The sequence below is a fragment of the Proteus sp. G2675 genome, assembly GCF_963886535.1.
Taxonomy (GTDB): Bacteria; Pseudomonadota; Gammaproteobacteria; order Enterobacterales; family Enterobacteriaceae; genus Proteus; species Proteus mirabilis.
In genome coordinates this window covers 129,012-151,703 of record NZ_CAWPCB010000031.1, presented here as the reverse complement: position 1 = coordinate 151,703, position 22,692 = coordinate 129,012, and the positions used below count along the sequence as shown (strand labels likewise).

The window sequence follows — 22,692 nt, the reverse complement described above, 5'->3', positions numbered from 1 at the left end:
TATGATCAATTCAATTTTCTTTATTTTAAATACGCTTTTCAAAATAATACCGCAGTGCTGGTTAAATAGAGTTTGATTTTATTACTCACAAAAACATGCTCTGTGTGTGCTATTAGGTAATTTTAAGAGTATAGTAGACAATCTTTCTGCCTGTTTAGATATTATAGTTTTTATTATGGAATCAACGCTTTCTGCTCAAAATATACGCCAACTCCTTGCCAATGAAACACCGATTATTGATGTTCGTGCGCCAATAGAATTCAATCAAGGAGCGATGCCCAACGCAATAAATCTACCTTTAATGAATAATGAAGAGCGTGCGGCTGTAGGGACTTGCTACAAACAACATGGCTCTCAAAAAGCGGTAGAGTTGGGGCATCAATTAGTTAAAGGCGAGATAAAAGCACATCGTGTTGCTGCTTGGCGCGAGGCTTGCGAGCGTTTTCCTTCCGGATTTATTTGCTGTGCTCGTGGCGGTATGCGTTCACACATTGTTCAAAAATGGTTAGCTGAAATAGGCATCGATTATCCTTTAGTTGAAGGTGGATATAAAGCGTTAAGACAAGCGACGATCGAAATGACCAATGAGCTAGTACAACGCCCTATTATCTTAATTGGTGGTTGTACAGGTAATGGTAAAACAACCTTAGTACGCTCTTTACCAGAGGGAATTGATTTAGAAGGATTCGCTCATCATCGAGGCTCCTCATTTGGTCGCACTGTTGAGGCTCAGTTTGCTCAAGCGACTTTCGAAAATTACCTTGCTGTCGATATGTTAAAAAAATCCCCTTATCATTCGCGCTGGGTACTCGAAGACGAAGGCCGTGCTATTGGTGCTAATGGTTTACCGGAAAGTTTGCGTATACAAATGGCAACAGCCCATTTGGTTGTGGTGGATGATCCATTTGAGCGGCGTATGGCAAGACTCAAAGAAGAATATTTTGATCGTATGACTCATGACTTTATTGAAGCGTATGGTGAAGAAAAAGGTTGGCAAGAATACAGTGATTATTTGCATCATGGATTGTATGCTATTCGACGTCGATTAGGTGCTCAAAGAGCCGCGGAGTTAACCCAATTACTTGATAATGCTTTAGCCGCACAAAAAATAAGTGCGAATACGGAAGTGCATTTTTCATGGTTATCGCCTTTACTAAAAGAATATTACGATCCTATGTATCGTTACCAGTTAAGTAAAAAACAAGATAAAATTATCTATACGGGTAGCTATGAAGAAGTTGAACAATGGTTTGCTAACCATTAACTCCCTAGATTTTCTGTACTAAAATAAAGCCCCCAATAGATATTGGGGGTTAATTATTTTTGTTAAAAAAGCACTATTTTCTCTGAATCAAAAGAGTTAACTGACAATTAATATTCTTAGTTCTACGACTATTCACTTCTTTTACACAAACAGTAAAATAACCAAATAGTTCTGTTAAAACGTATAACAAGATGACTAACTTTATAACGTATTCTTATGGTTTGTTATTTTTTTCAAGAAAAAAGCCGCACATATAGCCATTATAAAATTAAACAACATACTAAAACTAAACGCTATCTTATAATGTTCAATTATATTCGTTGATATAACCTGTGTGAGGCTAAATTGCAAAATGATGGAAACAGATGTTACCCCTATAGCAGCCCCAATTTGTTGTAATGTTGCCGTTAATCCGGAAGCAATCCCTACAAGTTCAGGCTTCACTTTTTCTAACACTAAATTCAGCATAGGAGTCATAATCATGCCTTGTGTAAAGCCAACTAACAATAAGAAAGGAATAATTAATGTAGTGTTCTTAGGGGTAATCAAATAATAGACGCCTAAAATAAGCAAAATATAGCTGAAGGCATAACAGACTGCGCCCCAATAGATAACATGTTCGCCAATACTTTTGATCCACTTCGGTGTGAATAAAGAGGAAAGTATAAAACCGATACTTGCAGGAACAAACATTAAGCCAGAATCAAAAACCGTACGATTAAACCCACTTTGTAATAATATCGACATTATCATAGGAAAAGCAGATGATGTTGAATAAACAAAAACAACAATAATGAGCCCAATAACATATTGATGATTAGTAAAGAGTATCAGATCAAATAGAGGTTGCTTCCCTTGGTATTTTAATTTTTTTTCATAACAAAAAAATAGTATTAATAGACTTATTCCAACAAGAAAAAATAATGAACTAAACCATTGCCAGTGCCAGATAGGAAGCATCAACAATGGTAATAACGTAAATGATATACTAAGTGTAGATAAAATGACTCCTCCTATATCCAATTTGATATGATCGGATAATTCATTTTGGGTAAGATAGCGCGAAAAAAATAATGCGATCACACCAATAAAAAGATTTATCAAAAAAATAGTACGCCACGCTAACCCAAATATATTTAATGATATTAATAATCCACCTAAGGCTTGCCCTGCTATAGCGGCAGCACCTAACGTCATACCAAGTAAGCCGAATACTTTTTTGGCTTGTGAGCTATCAAAATTAAGGCGAATACTTGAATATACTTGAGGGAATAACAAGGCTGCAGTTAGTCCTTGAAAACAACGGGCAATAACAAGTAAAACAGCACTTGGAGAAATTGCACATAATACAGATGATAACGTAAAGCCAAACATTCCAAAGCGATAGAGTGTTCGACGTCCATAAATATCACCTAATCGTCCACCTGTGATTAATAGCAAGCCAAATGCTAATTCGTATCCGACAATAATCAATGTGAGTTCGGTGAGTGTGGCGTTAAGTGTTTGTTCAATATTAACTATAGCGACATTAACGACAAATAGATCAAAGATAGTAACGAATCCAGCTAATAATAAAACAAATAAAGCGATACGTTGTTGTTTGCTCATTTCTTATCTCAATGATGAAAAAATAAGACTATAATAAGTTGTTTATCCTGATACAATTTAACCATTTATACTATTACTAAAAGCAATAGCCTATGACAGAAAGAAAAAGAACACGCCCCGAGCTTGCTGATTTTTTACGTACTAAAAGACAAAGTATTTCACCTGAGTCAGTTGGTTTACCTGGTACAGGGCGTCGACGCACTCCTGGTTTACGCCGAGAGGAAGTAGCTGCACTCTCTGGTGTCGGATTAACTTGGTATACATGGCTTGAACAAGGGCGGGATATTGGAGTATCAAGTCAATTTCTAGATAATTTAGCGACAGCTTTACACTTAAATAGCGCGGAAAGGCAGCATCTTTACTTATTATCACATATGAGAGAGCCGACAGAAACCGGCATAGTGGAATACCAAGTTCCTGATACGATTTTAAAAATTTTAGCTGACTTTCCTCCAGAATATATTTGCTATGTTTTAAATCTACACTGGGATGTTTTAGCTTATAATCAAAAAGCAGATCTATACTTCCATTTTTCGGACTACTGTACTGAAAATCGTAATTATCTCTATTTGTTATTTATGGATCCTAGATACAAAACACGCATCAATGATTGGGAGCATACAGCGGATAGATTACTTGCTAGTTTCCGGCGTGACCATGCAAGAGCTAAAAATGATCCAAATATTCGTAAGCTAATTGCTAAATTAAACTGTTCATCACCAGAATTTAAGCATATGTGGGAAAAACATGAGATCTACCCTCCCTGTGATGGAGTAAGAACATTAAATTTTGCTGGTAAAAACGAGCGTTATGAATACACCTCATTAGCATTTGATTTAGAAAAATATAATCGAATTTTAGTGTATATCCCTAAAGATAAGTAGAAAATAAAGGATATAAAAACTAAAAGCATGCTTATTTCCATTATGGAAATAAGCGATTGCTCTTTTATCATTAGGTTTTATTTTTTTTAGTTACTAGAATGCCACTTTCTAAAACGAGGTGGTTTATGACTAAATATGTTATCTTTAGTTTTTTTTTAGTATTGATTTATCCTCTTGGTGTTGATCTATACTTAACTGGATTAACAGCAATTGCTAGCGATTTAAATGCTTCTGAAGTGACATTGCACCATGCATTTTCAATTTATTTGATGGGAATGGTGTCATCCATGTTAATTGCTGGATGGTGCAGTGACAATTTAGGTCGTAAGCCTATTATTTTATTTGGTACTCTGATTTTTTTCTTAGCGTCATTAAGTGCTGGACTTTCGATAACGGAAAAACAGTTCTTGATTTCACGATTTTTTCAAGGTAGTGGGTCAGGTTTTTGTTACGTTGTTACTTTTGCGATATTAAGAGACACATTAACAGAACAACAACGTGCTAAAGTACTTTCTATGATAAATGGTATTACTTGTATTATTCCGGTATTAGCTCCTGTTCTAGGCTTTATTATTTTATTATATTGCGAATGGTCAATGATGTTCTATCTTATGGGGGCTTATTCCCTATTGGTTTTTATCTTTTGTTTTTTGGGGATAAAAGAGACTTACCATAAAAAAGAAATTAAAAATAAAAAAGTAAATCTATTTGTAATAAAACCAACAACAGACTCTTTTTTCACTCGCTATTTTTTAAGTCGTTTACTTATTTCCTGCTTAGGAATGGCCGTTATTCTTACTTATGTCAATATTTCCCCTATTGTAGTGATGCAACAAATGAATTATTCAACAGGAGAGTATTCAATATTAATGACATCATTAGCAATGATAAGTATGACCATTTCTTTTTTAATGCCAAAAATATTAATGAAATACCGCTATAAGCATATTTTATCAGTAGGGTTTATATGTTTTGGAATAGGTATTATTTTCCTTTTTATAGGGAAAAAGAGTGACATGCGTTGGTTTTTTATTACCTTTGCATTATGCGGCTCAGGATTTGCGTTATTATTTGGGATTATTATGAGCCAAGCACTTTCTCCCTTTAGCCAACGAGCCGGCGTTGCGAGCTCTGTGCTGGGTATTTCACAATTAAGTTTTTCTTCACTTTATATTTGGGTAATGGGGTGGATTGAAGTATCCTCAATAAATATGTTGGTGGTTATTTTATTTATCAGTTGTATTGTAGGTACTCTTTTTCTATGCTTTCCTCGGTTCACAGAACAAAAAAAGGTTAAATATAATGTCTAACAAACCATTACATAGAATTGATTTGAATTTGTTAGTCATATTTCAAATTCTTTTACAGGAGCGCAGTGTCACCTTGGCCGCTAAGTGGTTATCCATTTCTCCTTCTGCTGTGAGTAAAGCATTAGCCAAATTAAGGATATGGTTTGATGATCCTCTTTTTATCCGTAGTCCACAAGGGTTGATCCCAACACCATTATCGTTAAGTATTGAAGATTCTTTATCTGATTTTATTAATATTAGCCACCATATAGCCAATAAACGTAATACAGAAGTTCCTGTTGGACTTAAATTTAATTTAGTTTTAGAAACACCGTTACATCAGGTCATGTTACCTTCTTTACCACAACAAATATTATCTCATTACCCAAAATCCACACTTCAGATAAAAAATTGGGAATATAATTCCCTTTCTAATATTATTGATGGAGAAGTTGATATTGGGCTTGTTGGACGAGACTATTCACGCTCAAAAGAGTTACTAGAGCTACTTCCTGATGTGATTGATTATGAAATATTATTTGATGATATCCCACTCGTTTATCTACACAAAAATCATCCGTTAATGAAAATGAAGTGGGATCTTAATAATTTTTTATCGTTTTCTCAGGTGAGTACAGAATATGACAAACAAAGTCATTGGGCTTTGGATAATATCTTAAAAGAAATGAACAAAAGTCGTCAGATAGCAATTACTTATACTTCTTTTGAGCAATCTCTTTTTATGATATCTCAACCTGACCATCAATTAATTACTTGTGCACCAGGATATTGTCGTTATTATGTGAAAACACATTTTCCTGATATTGTAACATTACCTATACCTCTCCCCCCTGTGTTTTTAGACCAGCTTCATCTACCTTTTGTTTTGTTATGGCATAAGCGTAATAGCCATAATACAAAAATTATATGGCTAAGAAATACAATAAGAAAAAGTATTAACCAACAAATCTCCGATATCTGATAGTTTAAAATAAAAAAGGTGATTTGATATCAAATCACCTTTTATAAACTTATTAACGCTATATTACTATAATCTATTTAACAACTTCACCACTATCAACAACGGTTTGGCGTACTTTATTCGCGAAATTTTGAGCTTCACTGATAATCGCTTGTTCATCTACGGTTAACAGTTGGCGATCTTCCATCAAAATTTTACCATCTACAATGGTATGACGAACATTACTTCCATTCGCACCATAAACTAATGCTGCATATGGGCTATACATAGGCACCATATTAGGAGCTTTAGTATCAACAACAATAATATCAGCAAGTTTTCCCGATTCTAAAGAGCCTAATTTATCTTCCATATGTAATGCCTTGGCTGAGCCTATTGTTGCCATTTCAACGACGGTTAATGGTGGCATTGCGGCGCGATCTTTATTCTCTAATTTATGAATTTTGCCTACTAAATTTAACTCATTCATCGTTGTGAGTGTATTGCTCGACATTGGACCGTCAGTCCCTAAACCAACACGAACACCTTTTTCTAGCATGGCAACAACGGGCGAAACACCTTTGGCTGATTTGGTATTAGCACTAATATTATGAGCCACACCTACATCATATTTTTTTAATAAATCAATATCTTGCTCATCAACCATAATCGCATGAGCGGCAATGACTTTATTATTTAAAGCGCCAATATCTGCCATATATTGAACTGGGCTTTTACCATCGGTTCGTTTTGCAATTTCTTCTTTCTCTCTATCGGTTTCTGCTAAATGGATCATCACAGGGGCATCAAGCTCTACCGAGAGTTTAGCAATTTTTTGCAGGTTCTCTGTGGTATTGGTATAAGGTGCATGAGGTGCAAAGGCAGGAATAATGCGCGGGTGATCTTTATATTCATTAATAAAATTGACAGCATATTGAATGCCTTCTTCAGGGGTTTGTGCATCAGCCACCGGAAAATTAATCACTGATTCACCTAAGATGGCTCTATTTCCCATCTTATCAACCGTTTTAGCGACTTCATCTTCAAAATAATACATATCAACATAGGTAGTTACTCCCCCTTTTACCATTTCAACATTGGCGAGGTTTGCTCCCACGCGAACCATATCGCGAGACACCATTTTATTTTCTAAAGGGAAAATATAACGATGTAATCGGTCTGGCACGTCATCGGCTAAAGAGCGAAAAACCGTCATTGATGCATGTGTATGGGTATTAATTAATCCTGGCATCACGATATCACCATCCACATCTAACACTTTGTTGGCTTGGTATTCTTGTGTTAACTCAGGCCCCCCAACGGCGATAATTTTATTTTCTTTTACAACAACCGTTCCTTGTTCGATAACCTGATTTTGTGCGTCCATTGTTAACACTGTGCCATCGACAATCATTAAATCAGCCTGTTTGGCTGCGTGACTAGTAAAAGAAACCGCCATAACAGCGAGTGCAAGTATTGATTTAGTAAATGACATAACTACCTCTCGGATGGTAAGAATATTCAAAAGTTTATTATTTTATTGATAATTTATTATTTTTTACGTTTTTGCTGTAGTAACCATTTATCCAACTCATTAGCAAAAAGTTGCCGGTCGCGCTGTGATAAACTTGCTGGTCCTCCTGTTTGAATGCCACTTGCTCTCATCGTATCCATAAAATCACGAATATTTAATCGTTCGCGGATTGTTGACTCTGTATAACGTTCACCTCGAGGATTGAGTGCCATAGCCCCTTTTTCGATCACTTCAGCCGCTAAAGGAATATCGGCAGTGATCACCAAATCATCTTGGTTTGCACGTTGTACAATTTCATTATCAGCCACATCAAAACCTGCAGAAACCTGCAATGTGCGCAAATAAGGCGATGCGGGTATACTTAATCGCTGATTTGCCACAAAAGTGATCACCACTTTTTCTCTATCTGCTGCCCGATAAAGTATCTCTTTAATAACTTTAGGACAGGCATCAGCATCAACCCATATCGGCATAGTAACTCTCTTTGATTGTTTCTTTTTGAAAATTAATCCTATTAAAATAACACATTCCCACTCATATCGTTATTTAAAGCAGATAAATCACATAGTCTTTTTGAGTTAAGTGTTAAGTGATTAACGCGTAAAAGTGCATGATATCGTAAAATAAGTCATCGGCTAACCTTACTCTACTGTCTTAATGGGGTAAGTTTATGGCATAATGCCGCCCCATTATCTTTATCATTCACTAATCATGAGTATTCGTCTTGTTAATAAGTAATAATATCACTATGCAGTTTGGTTCGAAGCCACTGTTTGAAAACATTTCTGTTAAGTTTGGTGGCGGTAATCGCTATGGTTTAATCGGTGCTAACGGCAGCGGTAAATCCACCTTTATGAAAATTCTCGGTGGTGATCTCGCGCCTACTAGCGGTAACGTATTCCTTGATCCTAATGAGCGCTTGGGTAAGCTAAAACAAGATCAGTTTGCTTATGTATTGCAGCTGCAGCCCTTATTCCTGGCGCATTATCACTTATTACACATGCCTTTCCTGTTGATATTGAACGTATCCGTATTATTGGTATTTGGTCTTCGGTTAGTGCATTATCGCTGATTATTGGCCCTATCCTTGGTGGTGCATTAGTTCATGCCAGTGGTTGGGCAAGTATATTTCTTATTAATATTCCTATTGGTGCTATTACAGTATTACTAGGCTGGTATGGATTAAGTGAAAGTGCCGATCCTGAGGATGTTGCGTTAGATCCCCTAGGACAATTAACCAGTATCTTGGGATTAGGTTTACTAACCTATGGTTTTATTGAAGCTGGCTCTGTAGGTTGGTCTGATTATCGTACTGTATTCGCATTAATTGTCGGTCTGATTTTTATTACCCTGTTTGTTATAGTCGAAAAACGTATTGAACGCCCGTTATTACCGCTATCGTTATTTAAAGATCGCTCGTTTTTCCAATATAACCTTTCCTCTTTTACTTTGGGATTTGCCACTTATAGTAATGTCTTTTTTATCGCTTTTTTCCTACAAAAAGCACAAGGCTGGAGTGCATTAGAAACAGGTTTAAGAATGGCTCCTGAGTTTATCGCCATGGCTCTTTTTTCTATATTATTTGGACGGTTCTCTCGTTATATATCTGTCAGAAAATTAATGATCTTTGGCTTTTTGTTGATTGCAATATCTTCTTGTTTATTGGCAACATTAGCAACAACTAGCCCTTACGCAATAACAGGAAGCTATTTATTTATCTTAGGTGCAGGAATGGGATTAGCGACACCCGCAATCGGAGTTTTAGTGATGAAAAGTGTAGCACCGTCTCGCTCGGGCATGGCGTCTGCAACCATGAATGCATTAAGACAAACCGGTATGACAATGGGAATTGCGTTATTAGGTACATTAATGATACAGCAAGCAATTAATTATATGATGATACAAAGTCAAGCATTAGGAATAGTGGCAGAACCGATTAATATTATTACGTTAGTAACAGAAAATAAAACCGCTTCCCTAGATAATCAGTTGGTTGCCCTATTACCTGAAGCATTTAATTCAGGATTTGCCTATGCCATGCTAACCGCAGGACTTTCCTGTTTTATTACTCTGTTTATTATGCTTTTTCCTTGCAAAGAGAAACAAGGTGCACTTTCTCAGCAGATAGCGGATTAATTATTATAAACGCTGAGTTAAAAATGCAAGAAAATGTTCAATATTACGTGAAAGCGAACGACGACTTGCATATATCGCGACTAAACTAATTGATGCGGGCTGTTGAGGAAAAGAAATAGCTCGCAATTTGCCTGCCTTTATCGCATCAAGGCAACAATGTTCAGCTAAAATAGCAAAACCTAAACCTTTTAATACGGCAGCTTTGGCTAAGATAGCACTATTTACACGATAACAGCTATTAATTGTCACTTTTACAGGGTTCTGCTCTTTATCAATAAAGATCCACGGCTGCCCTTCTAATGCACTTAAACTGGAAATACAAGGTAATTGGCTTAGTTGTTCAATATCTGTAGGGATACCCGTTTTTGCTAATAAGCTCTCTGAGGCAACAACAATACTACGCCACGACTTTATGAGACGTGAATGGTAGCTACTATCGGCTAATTGGCCACGATGAAATGTTAGAAGTAAATCAATATCATCTTCTATAACATTTCTTGGCATTAGCTGCGTATCACATTGAATGGTTAAGTTAGGATGAAGTGCAGCAAAATCCGCTAAAATATCGGCAAGTAACTCACTACCATATTCACTGGGTATCGTGAGTCTAAAGGTTCCTGTTAATGGGCCATCACTCGTTATATGTTCTACAACATTATCTAATTCATATAAGGTCTTTTTGGCTTGCTGATACAAGATTTTCCCTTGCTCAGTTAAACGCATTTTTCGAGTGGTTCTATCAATTAATCGGCAGTTAAGCTGTTGTTCTAGCTGTTTTATTGCCCTACTGACATTAGATGTTGGCATAGAAAGCGATCGTGCAGCACTGGCAAACTGTGCTTGCTCTGCAACCGCAGAAAAAATACGTAATAAATTAAGGTCAATTGACATAAAAATACTGCCTATATGGGGAGTATTGAATATAGGCAGTGTAACATTGATTGCTCTCTCACTTGAAAAGAATTAACAATAACCATAGGACATTAATTTTTGATAACGTTTCTCAAGCAGTTTTTCTTTAGAATAACTATTCAATTCTGTTAAATCTGCGAGAAGCTGTTTTTTTACAAATTCAGCCGCTTGCTGGTAGTGGCGATGTGCGCCTCCCAATGGTTCAGGAATAATCGAGTCTATAATACCCAATGCCTGTAATTTAGGTGCCGTCATTCCCATGGTTTGGGCGGCAATAGGTGCTTTATCAGCATTTTTCCATAAGATAGAGGCACAGCCTTCGGGCGATATGGCAGCATAAGTACTATATTGCAACATATTTACTCGATCCCCCACACCTATTGCTAATGCACCACCAGAAAAACCTTCCCCTGTTATTGTACAAATTATCGGTGTTTTTAATCGGGACATTTCAAGAATATTTCGTGCTATGGCTTCTGATTGCCCCCGCTCTTCAGCGCCAACCCCCGGATAAGCACCCGCGGAGTCAATAAAAATAATCACTGGTAAATGGAAGCGTTCAGCCATTTTCATCAGGCGTAATGCTTTCCGATAACCTTCTGGTGATGGCATACCAAAGTTTCTTTTTACTTTCTCTTTAGTGTCTCGCCCTTTTTGTTGACCGATAATCATCACTGGTTTTCTATCTAAACGCGCTAACCCTGCAACAATCGCTTTATCATCAGCATAAGCACGATCGCCGGCCAACTCTTGGAAATCAGTAAAAATAGCTTTGATATAATCTAATGTATAAGGGCGCATAGGATGACGTGCTAACTGTACTATCTCCCAATCCCCTAAATCAGAAAATATAGAGCGTGTTAATGAAAGGCTTTTTTGGCGAAGTTTGGCGATTTCTTCGTCTATATCAACTGCCGTTGTTTCATCTTGAGACTGTTTAAATGCAAGTAATGCATCTATTTTCTCGTCTAATTCAACAATAGGCTTTTCAAATTCAAGATGAATAATAGACATAATTTGCCTCTTAGCTAAATCGGGTTATATCAAACTATTTAGTCTAGAGAAAACTAACTTATTGTTATAGAGATATTTTTGATAAACAGTGTTATCAAAAATGGGATAATAAAATAGGTAGTGGTTAAAAAAATTTATTTTCTAGCTTTTATCTCTATACAGTTATTTATAAGTTATGTATAAATATACAGCTTGACAGTTTTCACCAGAAAATTACCAAACACAACAATAATCCATTAATACAAATAATTAAAATGATAATATGTTCTCAAAAAAATCTCGTTCTACAACTGCACTACTGTTTTCATCACTTATTCTGACTATAGGAAGAGGTGCAACACTGCCTTTTATGGCGATATACTTATCACGACAATATAAATTGCCTGTTGATGATATTGGTATCGCAATGTCTATTTCACTGACTACGGGGATAGTATTCAGCCTTGCCTTTGGTATGCTGGCAGATAAATTTGAAAAAAAACGTTATATGGTTTTTTCTATTATTACCTTTATTATCGCATTTTCTGCTATCCCAATGGTCAATAGTACTATTTTAGTGGTTATCTTTTTCTCAATTATTAACTGTTCCTATTTAGTCTTTTCTACGGTATTGAAAGCTTATTTTTCTGAAACTTTATCAATATCAGCAAAGCCTAAAATATTTTCACTAAACTATACTTTTATTAATATCGGGTGGACGGTTGGCCCACCTATTGGCACATTATTATTAATGTATGGTACTCAATTACCTTTTTGGTTAGCGGCAATATCCGCCAGTATTCCTTTATTTATGATCCAATGTTTTGTGCAACGTTCAGTGGTAGACCATTCCACAGAAGAAAATAGTGTAAAGTGGGATCCGAAAATAATGCTAAAAGATAAAGCATTAGGCTGGTTTGTGCTTTCAACTTTTTTTGGCACATTAACTTTTGGTACATTTGCTTCGTGTATTTCGCAATACCTTTTAGTTGTTTATGATGCTAAATTGGCTGAATCTGCTATTGCGGTGATCCTCCCCGTCAATGCGGCCATTGTCGTCTCATTACAATATATCGTCGGTAAACAAGTGGTTGCTGAAAGACTACGTAAATTAATGACCTTAGGCACACTCTTTTTTATCTTAGGATTAGCGGGCTTTATGCTGGCGGGTGATAATTTAATTTTCTGGGCAATGGCGATAGCAATATTTACCTTTGGTGAACTGATTTATGCACCTGGTGAGTATATGATGATCGATAATATTGCGCCGTTAGGAATGAAAGCAAGTTATTTCTCTGCACAATCTCTAGGTTGGTTAGGTGCTGCATTAAATCCACTTGCTAGTGGTTATATCCTGACAACCTTGCCCCCTATTTCGTTATTCACTATTTTAATGGGGATCGCAGTACTAGCTTGGCTTTGTATGCTGCAAGGTATGAACTACAGTGAAAAAAGAATAGCTGCTTAATATATTTTATTGCCGTTGATATTGTTGGCGATATCCAGATAAGGAACAATCAGTCTCGCGCTTAAAATAACGGCATAGATATGAGGGATCGTCAAAATGGAGTTTTATGGCGATCTCATTTACTGATAGCGTAGTGTGCGTCAATAACGCTTTTATTTTAAGAATTACTTGTCTATTAATCAGCGTCTTAGGAACATCATTAAAATATTGTTTAGTGAGCTGTGATAGATAAAACGGTGTGATGCTAAGGCGATTTGCATAATAGGCAACGTCTTTGTGCTGGTGGCTATGTTTTATAACTAATTCCCAAAATTGCCAACATAAGTGCTCTTTACGGCTGAATTCTTTTTTAGATAAGGAATAATGAGATGGTATTAATTCTGTTATCGCAAAAAAAAGATTTTGTAACTGCCCTCTCAACATTAACTTTCTATGATCAGTATAACTTTTATCTATATATTTTAATTGTTCCACCCAATTGTTTATGGCGTTTAAGTGAGCCGTTGAAGGGCGACAAATGGGGTTTTCATGCAAAAATGTAAACAAACTATTTGAAAGTGCATAAGCGATCTCAGAGGCAAAAGATTTCTTAAGAAAACAATAAAAAATACGAAAATTAGCTGATTTACGTTGCAATGTGACCATTCTATCATCACCGAGTATCACTATATCATTCGCTTTAATGGTTTTTGTTTGAAAATCTATATTAATAACAGCCCTGCCATCTAAACAAATAATAACCACAACATATGATAATGCTAATGGATAGCCTAATTCATTATGCATATCGCTTTCACCAATAACGGCATACTCCGAAGGGATATTTAACTTTAATAATGATTGACTAAACATAAATTATTCACTCTATTGCATATTGCTACTGTTTTTATTTTTAATGATCTCAATGTTAATCACAAGAGCATTAATGGATTTAGTTGTCAAAAGTACCGATAACACCTTAATTAATCCATTCAGTTTTATATTGGCTCTCTTTAAAATACGATCATCCTAACATAATGAAACATACGTTATAACAGAGCTAAATTGTATGAAAAAATTACAAACAGAACGATTATTATTACGTCCATGGCGAATATCAGATGCAGAGAGCCTCTATTATTATGCGAGGGATAAGCGAGTAGGCCCTATCGCTGGCTGGCCAGCACATAAAAGTGTTGCTGAAAGTACCGAAATTATCCAGACTATATTTATGCGTGATGAAGTTTATGCTGTCACATTGCTCGATGATGATAAAGCGATTGGTTTAATTGGCTTATCTTTTTGCCATGAAAGCAATTTCCCTATAGGGGATAATGATGCCGAAATTTCTTATTGGATTGGTACTCCTTTTTGGGGGAAAGGACTTATTCCTGAAGCAGTGAAAGCGCTTATTTGTCATAGCTTTGAGACTCTACAATTAGATAATCTATGGTGTGGTTATTTTGCAGACAATGTAAACTCGAAGCGAGTACAAGAAAAGTGTGGATTTAAATATCATCACATAATTAAAGATCAGTATGTGGAGTATTTAGACGAAATAAGAACAGAAGTTATTTGTCGTTTAACCAAAAGTGAATGGCAAAAACAACAATAAAAAACAGCAAAGCAAAAAAACAACGGATTATAAATCTTATAATCCGCTGTTTTGCTATTGTTTATCCATTAAACATGATCTAATGCTTGAGATAAGTCAGCAATAAGATCATAAGGATTTTCAATACCAATAGATAAACGAATGGTTGTTTCTTGAATACCTATATTGTGGCGTAATTCCATAGGAACACCTGAATGTGTGGTAGAGCCAGGATGACATGCCAATGACTCGGTTCCTCCCAAACTCACCGCTAATTTAAATATTTTCATCGCATTGAGAAAACGAAAAGCTTCTGCTTCACCACCAACAATATCAAAGGAGAATGTTGATCCTGCGCCTGTGCATTGTCTAGCAAATACTTGACCTTCAATACTATTTTCATCTACAAAAGGTAAATAGTGGATCACTTTCACTTTTTCATGGTCACGTAGAAATTGTGCAACTAATAGCGCATTTTGATTGGCTTTTTCCATGCGAATTTGCAATGTTTCTAAAGAGCGGCCTAACATCCAGCAAGAATGCGCATCAAGTTGTGTCCCTATTGCACCTCTTAATAGGCGAACTTGATTAATAAGCTCGCGTGATCCCATTGCAGCACCGGCGACTAAATCAGAATGTCCACCCACATATTTTGTTAATGAATAGAGTGAAATATCAGCGCCTTGCTCTATAGGATGTTGATAAACAGGTCCTAATAAGGTGTTATCGCAAATAATAATAGGTCGATAGCCTTGGCTTGTTTCTAATTTATCCGCAACGATTTTTAACGCTTGAATATCAACCAGTGAATTAGTTGGATTGGCGGGAGTTTCGGCAAATATCACCGCAACTCTCCCTTTTTGGCTAGCCATTTCAGCTTGCGATTGGATATGTGCTAAATTTAAACCATCTGTAAATGGTGTTGCTTGAATACCGAACTTAGCGAATGTTTTGGCTATTAATGTTTCTGTTCCACCATAAAGTGGTTGAGAATGTAAAATAACATCGCCAGGTTGTGTAAAAGCCATTAATGTCGTTGTAATAGCTGACATTCCCGATGAAAAGAGGACACATGATGCTGTGTTTTCATAAACTGCTAATCTATCCTCAACGATCTCACTATTAGGTTGGTTAAAACGAGAATAGACTAAACCCGCTTTTTCTCCTTCTGGAAGGGGTTTTCTTCCACTTACCGTATCAAAAAAATTTTTCCCTTCTTCTGCACTTTTAAAAATAAATGTCGATGTTAAAAATACAGGAGGTTTGACAGAGCCTTCCGATAACAATGGATCGTATCCATAGCTCATCATTAACGTTTCTGGAGATAATTGATGTTCGCCAATATATTGTTTTTTCAGTTGAGAACTAGACATTTTTTATTTCTACTATTTATGAATTATAAAGTTTCTATCATCATACTGAAAAAACTTCATATTGTTAGATTGTTTTATTAGGTATAGAAACTCATAGTTATATTGAACTGTTTGTTTTTTAACCTGAAATATGTTCTACCACGCCTTAACCGCGTCCCCTTTATACATTTCTTGCACCTTTAATTCGACTTGTCTTGAATGTAAAACAGTAATTAATTTCTTTATTTTTTCATCATTCATATTATCTATACGAGTAACAACAACATTGGCATAAGGCGAATGTTTATTCTCCATAATTAAGCCGTCGCGGGTAGCAAGTAAGCCAATTTGAGAGGAAAAATTATTGTTGATAACCGCCATCGTAACCTCAGGATCGTCAAGGGCTTCAACTAACATGGGAGTTTCAACTTCATGAAATATCAAGGCATTAGGATTATCAATAATGTCTTCAACGGAAGGTAAAAAACCAACTCCCTCTTTTAAAGAAATGAGGTGATTTTCTGCAAGTAATAATAAAGCTCGCCCTTTCATACTTGCTTCATTAGGAATGGCAACCACATCACCATATTCGAGTTCGCTAATATCGCTTATTTTCTTTGAATACGCGGCTAACGGGAAAATGTACGTTTTGCTGGCAATATGAAATTTGTAATTGTGGGCTTTTATCTCTGATTGTAAATAAGGAATAGATTGAAATACATTTACGTCTACTTCTCTATTTTCTAGGGCTTTATTAGGACGTTCATAGTCGTTAAATGCAATAACTTCAACATTTAATCCTTCGGTAAGTTTAGCTAAACGGATCACTTCATCCCAAATGACTTGGTCTGGTCCAGTATTGATTGCTACTTTGACGACATCTGTATCTTCTTGCGAACAAGAGACAGAAAATAAGCTTATTGAGGCTAGAAGCAAACCTGTAATAATTTCCTTCATAACTCCCTCTTAAAAACGGAACATGACAAACACAAAATTATCAGCATATTGATGATTAAGAAATATCCTAAGTGTAGATTAATAACAAGGAATGCCAAATGATACAAGTGATCGTACTATATAAAGAGAGGTATATGAGAGGGAATAAGATAATTAATTGATATTAAAGATAAAAATAATTCAATAAAGTCAACGTATTTACAACCTACGCGTGTATCAATTTCGAATTAATTTATTTATGCAGGGATCAACAAAAGCATCATCAATACTAAGATAAGTAGAACTGGTTACGCAATATGCAGAAAATGCCCATTTATATTGTTTATCTTGTTTCGTGATAGTGTAACTTGAAAAACGTATAGGTGTTGATTGTAACATATCATTACCTATTTTCTCACCGCTGACTAAGATAACTTGATTTTTTTTCTCTATAAATTTGAAGTTAGAGATTTTAATATCGCTGTTTTCAGCTTTATTATCAAATAAGCTAAGAGCATTATCATAAATTGAAGGTACAATATAAACTTGTTCATCTGCATCTTTTATATAAACCGTGACCATATTAATTGATGATGCATCATTTAATATACGCTTAGATTTAACGACAATATCTTTTACACCATCACCGTTAAAATCAATCAAATTAATACCGTATGTAAGTTTTATATCTGCAGAAATAGCAATAGTGGATAAGGATGTAAGCAATACTGCTGCGCCTAATTTCGTCATTATATTCATATCATATCTTCTATTTTTAATTGCTACTTTATAATTTAGAGTACTTTACAGGTGGGATTAGTCAAGTTATTTAATGTTTCAAAATAATACAAAAATAGTAATTTTATATAACTAAAAACGATAGATTTTGATAAAAAACAATACTTTTAAAATGAGTAGCCTATTTTCAAGATGAAAAGTACTTTAGTCTTAATATAAGGCAATATAGTTTTTCAGATCATTAATTCTTTCTATGGTTTTATCTTTTAAGCAGCTACTGTAAACCATCGGAGCCAAACTGCCACCTTGGTAATAGTCTGCCTCATATTGACATGAGAGGTCACGAAATGTCATCCAAACTGACTGTGCATGCTGTAACTGTTGTTGTCGTTTAGTTTCTAATTTCACATAATATTGTTGATAAATTTGTGACAGCTCTTCATCTTTTTGTTGAAAATCTTGGTATGCACATTGGTTAATTTCTGTTTGTGTTTCCGCATTACGACAATCAAAATTATCCGCTTGTAAATGTATTGACCAAAATAATATCCCCCCTGATATTGCACTTACAAAAATAACTTTTTTCATCATACCATCCATTGTTACCTGAAAAATAATTGAATAATGCTAACATTATTATAATAAGAAAGGCTATATTATTAAATTATATCTATTATTTTTTATTTTAATCAGGCGAAAATAGCCACAAATAGGTCTATTTATTACTATCATATTTGGAGGGTTCATTTTTTGAATATAAATAATTTAGAATATTTAAGCTAAAAAGAACACTTGTAGCTTTTTAGCTAAATATTATTATATTTTATTTAGAATATGTGGTTAATCTATTCAATAATATTAGCAATTTCCAATAAGTTATTATCTGGATCACGTAAGTAAACTGACATAATAGGCCCTGTAGCCCCTGTTCTTGGTACAGGACCCTCTTCTATATTTATACCCTGCTGCTTTATATGCTCTATCACGTCTAACAATGGCGTTTCAGTAATAAAACATAAATCCGCAGAGCCTGCCGTTGGTTTAGCAGCTTTAGGCAAAAACTCTTTTCCTAGCTGATGAAGATTGATTTTTTGATGACCAAAAGCAAGGGCTTTACGCCCTTGTTTAAAAGTAATTATCTCAAAACCTAATACATTATGATAAAAATGACAACTCGCCTCGATATCAGCCACGGTTAATACTAGGTGATCAAGGTGTGTAATTTTCATCTGAACCTCACTTCGCTGTTAGAGTATTATTGTGATTAAAGCTCACACTTAGTTTTTAATACGGCTGTTTTTTTATGATGTTCTAGCGCTAATTCAATTAATTTCGTGATGAGTGATTGATAATCTAATCCCGTACTTTGCCACAGTTTAGGATACATACTGATATTAGTGAAACCTGGTAAGGTATTAATTTCGTTGATAATAACTTGATTATCTTCGGTTAAGAATACATCAACGCGCGACATACCTAAACAGTTTAAAACTTGGTAAGCTTTCAATGCCGTTTGGCGAATATGTAAGCTAATCGCATTATCTAAATCAGCAGGTACTACTACTTTTGCACCATCATCATCAATGTATTTTGTGTTATAAGCATAAAAAGCATCATTTAACACAATTTCACCACAAGGGCTAACTTCAGGCTCTTCATTACCTAAAACGGCACACTCTATTTCACGGCCAACAATAGCACTTTCGATAATCACTTTAAGGTCGTATTCAAATGCCATGGATAATGCAGCATTAAACTCGGCTTCATTATTGACTTTGCTGATACCAACAGAAGAACCTAAATTTGCTGGTTTAATAAATAAAGGGAGCCCTAATTGTTCAACAACTTCATTATAGGAAATATCATTTAATTGGTGAGCCATCAGTGTAATAAATGGTGCAACCGCTAATCCTGCATCATCCAGTAAGCGCTTAGTGATATCTTTATCCATACATGCTGCAGAACTCATGATATTAGGGCCTACATATGGCATATCAATCATATGTAATAGTCCTTGTAGGGTGCCATCTTCACCATAAGCACCATGCACAATAGGAAATACCACATCTATTTGTGCAAGAGGTTGCCCATCAGTTAAAGAGATAAATTGCTGACGGGTACTGCCAGGAATAATAGCCACTGGACGCAAAGGTTGGCTTAATGAGATAGTTGAGGGGTTATCGCTATTAATTAAATAATTGTCTTCAGCATATTCATGCCATTGCCCTTGTTCATTAATCCCAATTAAACAAAGGTCGAATTTCGTTCGATCTAATTCATTGATAATATTTTTTGCTGATTGTAATGAAACTTGGTGCTCGGTTGATTTTCCACCAAAAATAATAGCGACTCTTAATTTACTCATTTTCTAACCTTTTATAGGACAGCTATAGCGAATAAATAGCAATATATCATGATAAAAACACGCAATGTAGGGAGATAGTTCTTATCTAGGAAAATTTACGATAAAATGATGAAATTCTATGATTTAGTGTGCAAAAAATAACTATTTTTGATATTAATTCAGCAACGCCTATTCCCTCCTCTTTCACACAAAAAGACACGGTTTCTCATCATTGCATTCTTGCAATCAATAAACCTGTCTTGCTAAACTCACTTTACCGATTAACTGATAAATTTTAAAAGGAGGCTAATTATGTTGTTGTGTGATCTTATTGAATACTCACACTTCTTTGGTAATCGCCATAGCTCAGGCTTTCACAGTTCTTTACTGCGTTAACCTGCCTGAGCGACGTTAACTATTACCTCTCCTCAGCTTACTGGGTTATCGCGTGATATTACCCAAAGCATTTTTATGCTTAAAAAATGAGTAAGCTATGAGCACATTATTATCTACACAAAACCTCTCTTTTCATAATAATCACGGTATATTGCTGAGTAATATTTCTTTGGCCCTCACTAAAGGTGAGAAAATTGGTTTAATTGGCTACAACGGTTGTGGAAAAAGTACACTATTAAAACTTTTATCACACCAATTAATACCAACAGATGGCTCTATTACTATCGCCAATCAAGTCATTATGGCTTATGTCGAACAACAGTTACCAAGTGAGCTACAGTCAATGCGTCTCATTGATGCGGTTCTTCATAAATTACCTGAAGAGCTACGCATATCTGAAAGTTGGCGCAGTGAATTATTATTAAGTGAAATGGGATTTAAAGCCAATGAAATCAATCTATTAGTCTCACAATTAAGTGGTGGTCAACATACTCGTTTATTACTTGCGAGAGCATTGATTTTACAACCAGACTTACTGCTATTAGATGAGCCAAGTAACCACTTAGATCTACCGACTATCTTGTAGTTAGAAACATTTTTAACACAGTGGCGAGGAAGTTTTATTCTTGTTTCACATGACAATAGGTTGTTAGATAAAGTGACCAATTGTACGTGGATCATTCGTGATAAAACCCTATCTGTTTTTCGCTTGCCCTGCTCTCAGGCAAGACAAGAGCAAGAAGCACAAGATATCAGTGCGCAACATCGTTGTGATGCACAACAAAAAGAGATAGATCGTATTGCACAAAGTGCGAAGCAATTGGCCATCTGGGGAAAAGTGTATGATAACGAAAGTTTGTCACGTAAAGCCAAACAAATGGAAAAACAAATTGTTCGTTTAAAAGACGAACAAGCCGATGTAACAGAAGGCAATCAATGGACGTTACAGTTATCAGGAACAATATTACGGGCAGATAGATTGCTTGAGCTGCATCAGCTTTCAGTGATCCCTGCGCCAGATGCACCGATTTTATATACCATCGATAATCAACGGATCAAAAGTGGTGATCGAGTCGCTATTGTTGGTGCTAATGGGACAGGTAAGTCATCATTATTAAAAATGATTTGGTCATCATTTCATGGTTCAACCACATCAACAGAAAATGTGATCAGGCTTCATCCCAGAGTTGAGTTAGGTTATTACGATCAAAGTCTCGCACAACTTAATGATAATGATACTCTTGCCGATGCACTAAAGCCCTTTGCACCGCTATTAGATGAACAAAGGAAAATGGCATTAATAAATGCAGGTTTTGTTTATTCTCGCCATAATCAGCAAGTAAAGTCATTAAGTGGTGGTGAACGAGCTCGTTTACTTTTTATTGGTCTCAGTTTGGCAAAATATTCATTATTAATGCTAGATGAACCAACAAATCATCTTGATATGGAAGGTAAACAGGCATTAGCTGAGCAAATTCAACAATTTTCAGGGGGAATTTTACTCGTCAGCCATGATAGAGAATTGATAGAGAAAAGCTGTAATCGTTTTTGGTATATTCACAATGGTATTCTTAGCGAACATCATGATATTGAAACAATTTATCAGCTTATTTCTCAACAAGATATGTCATCGGTCTCTAATGAGCAAAATGGCCATCATGCTCCATCTGTTGAAATAGTAAAACATCATAATGAAGATGAATTGCTAATGAAATTGATAGCACTTGAAGATAAATTGAATGCTGATTTAGCAAGAAAATCTGCTCATCAAAAGCCTATGTTACAGGCTCAATGGCAAGCAGAAATAGAGATCTTAAAGCAGCAACTTGATTTAGCTTAATTTTTCTAACGATTAACCTATTGATTTTAAGTTATAATACAAAGCGGAGGAACTCCTCCGCTTTTATTGGTATTAACTAATAAGAGAGAACTACTTATTGTATTAATTTATATTCTATTAAATAAAGATTTTCCGTTGTAGGATAAATGTCTTTAATTAAGGCCTTTAAAGTAGGCAAATTCATACCCTCTTGTTGAGCATGAAATTCATTTATCTCATTAAAGTTTAAGGGTGATACAGAAATAATTTGTAACTTTCCATAATAAGTGCCATGTTCATTAGATAATAAATCAACAATAGTGTTTGGTTTATAGTGGCTTTCTGCTTCATCCCTAATTGTGATCACTTTAATACCAGCTAAAATTGAAGGGATTAAACGCTCAAAAAATGTAATATCTGTTGGTACAATCGCTGTTGATGCCATTTTATTTCATCTGTTATAAATTGATATTATGTTTATTATA

At 35.4% G+C, this 22,692-nt stretch carries 20 protein-coding genes and 2 pseudogenes; 9 read left to right on the top strand and 13 right to left on the bottom strand.

Translation table 11 applies throughout. From position 1 onward, the window contains the following. Positions 1-175: 175 nt before the first annotated feature. Positions 176-1,264 carry a tRNA 2-selenouridine(34) synthase MnmH gene (mnmH, locus tag AACQ49_RS08735; protein WP_036973414.1) on the top strand — a complete coding sequence of 363 codons (1,089 nt, stop codon included), beginning with the start codon at positions 176-178 and terminating at the stop codon, positions 1,262-1,264. A 201-nt stretch (positions 1,265-1,465) separates the two neighbouring features. On the opposite strand, the gene AACQ49_RS08730 is transcribed toward mnmH, so the two are convergent. Further along, entirely contained in the window at positions 1,466-2,872 is a 1,407-nt protein-coding gene (locus tag AACQ49_RS08730) for an MFS transporter (RefSeq protein WP_020945657.1), read from the bottom strand. Between the two features lie 92 nt (positions 2,873-2,964). On the opposite strand from AACQ49_RS08730, the gene AACQ49_RS08725 reads away from it, so the two are divergent. The 3 genes from AACQ49_RS08725 to yidZ all read left to right on the top strand — a co-directional run bounded on the left by AACQ49_RS08725 (position 2,965) and on the right by yidZ (position 6,027). After that, complete coding sequence (locus AACQ49_RS08725; protein WP_004248073.1) at positions 2,965-3,756, top strand: helix-turn-helix transcriptional regulator; 792 nt, start codon at positions 2,965-2,967, stop codon at positions 3,754-3,756. Positions 3,757-3,881: 125 nt separating this feature from the next. Continuing rightward, positions 3,882-5,066 (top strand): MFS transporter, encoded by a 1,185-nt coding sequence (locus AACQ49_RS08720; protein ID WP_161778994.1) that lies wholly within the window; start codon positions 3,882-3,884, stop codon positions 5,064-5,066. Continuing rightward, positions 5,059-6,027 carry an HTH-type transcriptional regulator YidZ gene (gene yidZ / locus AACQ49_RS08715; RefSeq protein WP_161778993.1) on the top strand — a complete coding sequence of 323 codons (969 nt, stop codon included), beginning with the start codon at positions 5,059-5,061 and terminating at the stop codon, positions 6,025-6,027. Before AACQ49_RS08720 ends, yidZ begins: the two co-directional genes overlap by 8 nt. Positions 6,028-6,100: 73 nt before the next feature. On the opposite strand, the gene AACQ49_RS08710 is transcribed toward yidZ, so the two are convergent. Beyond that, positions 6,101-7,501 carry an amidohydrolase gene (locus AACQ49_RS08710; protein ID WP_004242950.1) on the bottom strand — a complete coding sequence of 467 codons (1,401 nt, stop codon included), beginning with the start codon at positions 7,499-7,501 and terminating at the stop codon, positions 6,101-6,103. Between the two features lie 56 nt (positions 7,502-7,557). After that, on the bottom strand, positions 7,558-8,013 hold the full coding sequence (locus tag AACQ49_RS08705; protein WP_049217077.1) for a YaiI/YqxD family protein: 456 nt from the start codon (positions 8,011-8,013) through the stop codon (positions 7,558-7,560). A gap of 251 nt (positions 8,014-8,264) precedes the next feature. Here AACQ49_RS08705 and AACQ49_RS18460 point away from each other — a divergent pair. Together AACQ49_RS18460 and AACQ49_RS08700 are read left to right on the top strand one after the other, a co-directional pair. Then, positions 8,265-8,492: pseudogene (locus tag AACQ49_RS18460) on the top strand (ATP-binding cassette domain-containing protein); the annotation flags it as partial. A 2-nt stretch (positions 8,493-8,494) separates the two neighbouring features. Then, positions 8,495-9,676, top strand: a complete 1,182-nt coding sequence (locus AACQ49_RS08700) for an MFS transporter (RefSeq protein WP_161779008.1) — start codon at positions 8,495-8,497, stop codon at positions 9,674-9,676. Between the two features lie 3 nt (positions 9,677-9,679). On the opposite strand, the gene AACQ49_RS08695 is transcribed toward AACQ49_RS08700, so the two are convergent. Both AACQ49_RS08695 and accA read right to left on the bottom strand, forming a co-directional pair. Then, positions 9,680-10,567: a LysR family transcriptional regulator gene (locus tag AACQ49_RS08695; protein WP_004242940.1), complete on the bottom strand. Its 888-nt coding sequence runs from the start codon at positions 10,565-10,567 to the stop codon at positions 9,680-9,682. A 72-nt stretch (positions 10,568-10,639) separates the two neighbouring features. Next, on the bottom strand, positions 10,640-11,602 hold the full coding sequence (gene accA / locus AACQ49_RS08690; protein WP_017827718.1) for an acetyl-CoA carboxylase carboxyl transferase subunit alpha: 963 nt from the start codon (positions 11,600-11,602) through the stop codon (positions 10,640-10,642). 262 nt (positions 11,603-11,864) lie between these two features. Here accA and ydeE point away from each other — a divergent pair, with 262 nt between their 5' ends. Further along, on the top strand, positions 11,865-13,049 hold the full coding sequence (gene ydeE, locus AACQ49_RS08685; RefSeq protein ID WP_161778992.1) for an efflux MFS transporter YdeE: 1,185 nt from the start codon (positions 11,865-11,867) through the stop codon (positions 13,047-13,049). A 6-nt stretch (positions 13,050-13,055) separates the two neighbouring features. Here ydeE and AACQ49_RS08680 read toward each other — a convergent pair whose 3' ends face one another. Beyond that, positions 13,056-13,901, bottom strand: a complete 846-nt coding sequence (locus AACQ49_RS08680) for a helix-turn-helix domain-containing protein (RefSeq protein WP_161778991.1) — start codon at positions 13,899-13,901, stop codon at positions 13,056-13,058. Between the two features lie 196 nt (positions 13,902-14,097). Between AACQ49_RS08680 and AACQ49_RS08675 the strand changes: the two genes are divergently transcribed. Next, positions 14,098-14,643, top strand: coding sequence for a GNAT family N-acetyltransferase (locus AACQ49_RS08675; protein ID WP_004242934.1), 546 nt, complete (start codon positions 14,098-14,100; stop codon positions 14,641-14,643). 68 nt (positions 14,644-14,711) lie between these two features. Here AACQ49_RS08675 and AACQ49_RS08670 read toward each other — a convergent pair whose 3' ends face one another. The 6 genes from AACQ49_RS08670 to ddlA form a co-directional block, all read right to left on the bottom strand. Further along, positions 14,712-15,995 (bottom strand): cystathionine gamma-synthase family protein, encoded by a 1,284-nt coding sequence (locus tag AACQ49_RS08670; protein WP_004248059.1) that lies wholly within the window; start codon positions 15,993-15,995, stop codon positions 14,712-14,714. Between the two features lie 135 nt (positions 15,996-16,130). Next, entirely contained in the window at positions 16,131-16,931 is an 801-nt protein-coding gene (locus AACQ49_RS08665) for a MetQ/NlpA family ABC transporter substrate-binding protein (protein WP_004248058.1), read from the bottom strand. Positions 16,932-17,147: 216 nt separating this feature from the next. Continuing rightward, a complete protein-coding gene (locus AACQ49_RS08660) occupies positions 17,148-17,669 on the bottom strand; it encodes a carbapenem self-resistance protein CarG family protein (protein WP_161778990.1) in 522 nt (173 codons plus the stop codon). Positions 17,670-17,858: 189 nt separating this feature from the next. Then, positions 17,859-18,236 (bottom strand): lysozyme inhibitor LprI family protein, encoded by a 378-nt coding sequence (locus tag AACQ49_RS08655; RefSeq protein ID WP_223293445.1) that lies wholly within the window; start codon positions 18,234-18,236, stop codon positions 17,859-17,861. A 257-nt stretch (positions 18,237-18,493) separates the two neighbouring features. Further along, complete coding sequence (locus tag AACQ49_RS08650) at positions 18,494-18,877, bottom strand: VOC family protein (RefSeq protein ID WP_012367917.1); 384 nt, start codon at positions 18,875-18,877, stop codon at positions 18,494-18,496. 35 nt (positions 18,878-18,912) lie between these two features. Then, on the bottom strand, positions 18,913-20,013 hold the full coding sequence (gene ddlA / locus AACQ49_RS08645) for a D-alanine--D-alanine ligase (RefSeq protein ID WP_004242920.1): 1,101 nt from the start codon (positions 20,011-20,013) through the stop codon (positions 18,913-18,915). Between the two features lie 472 nt (positions 20,014-20,485). On the opposite strand from ddlA, the pseudogene AACQ49_RS08640 reads away from it, so the two are divergent. After that, a pseudogene (locus AACQ49_RS08640) lies at positions 20,486-22,228 on the top strand (ABC-F family ATP-binding cassette domain-containing protein). Positions 22,229-22,322: 94 nt separating this feature from the next. On the opposite strand, the gene yqfB reads toward AACQ49_RS08640, so the two are convergent. Continuing rightward, a complete protein-coding gene (gene yqfB, locus AACQ49_RS08635) occupies positions 22,323-22,652 on the bottom strand; it encodes a N(4)-acetylcytidine aminohydrolase (protein WP_004242917.1) in 330 nt (109 codons plus the stop codon). Between the last annotated feature and the right edge of the window lie 40 nt (positions 22,653-22,692).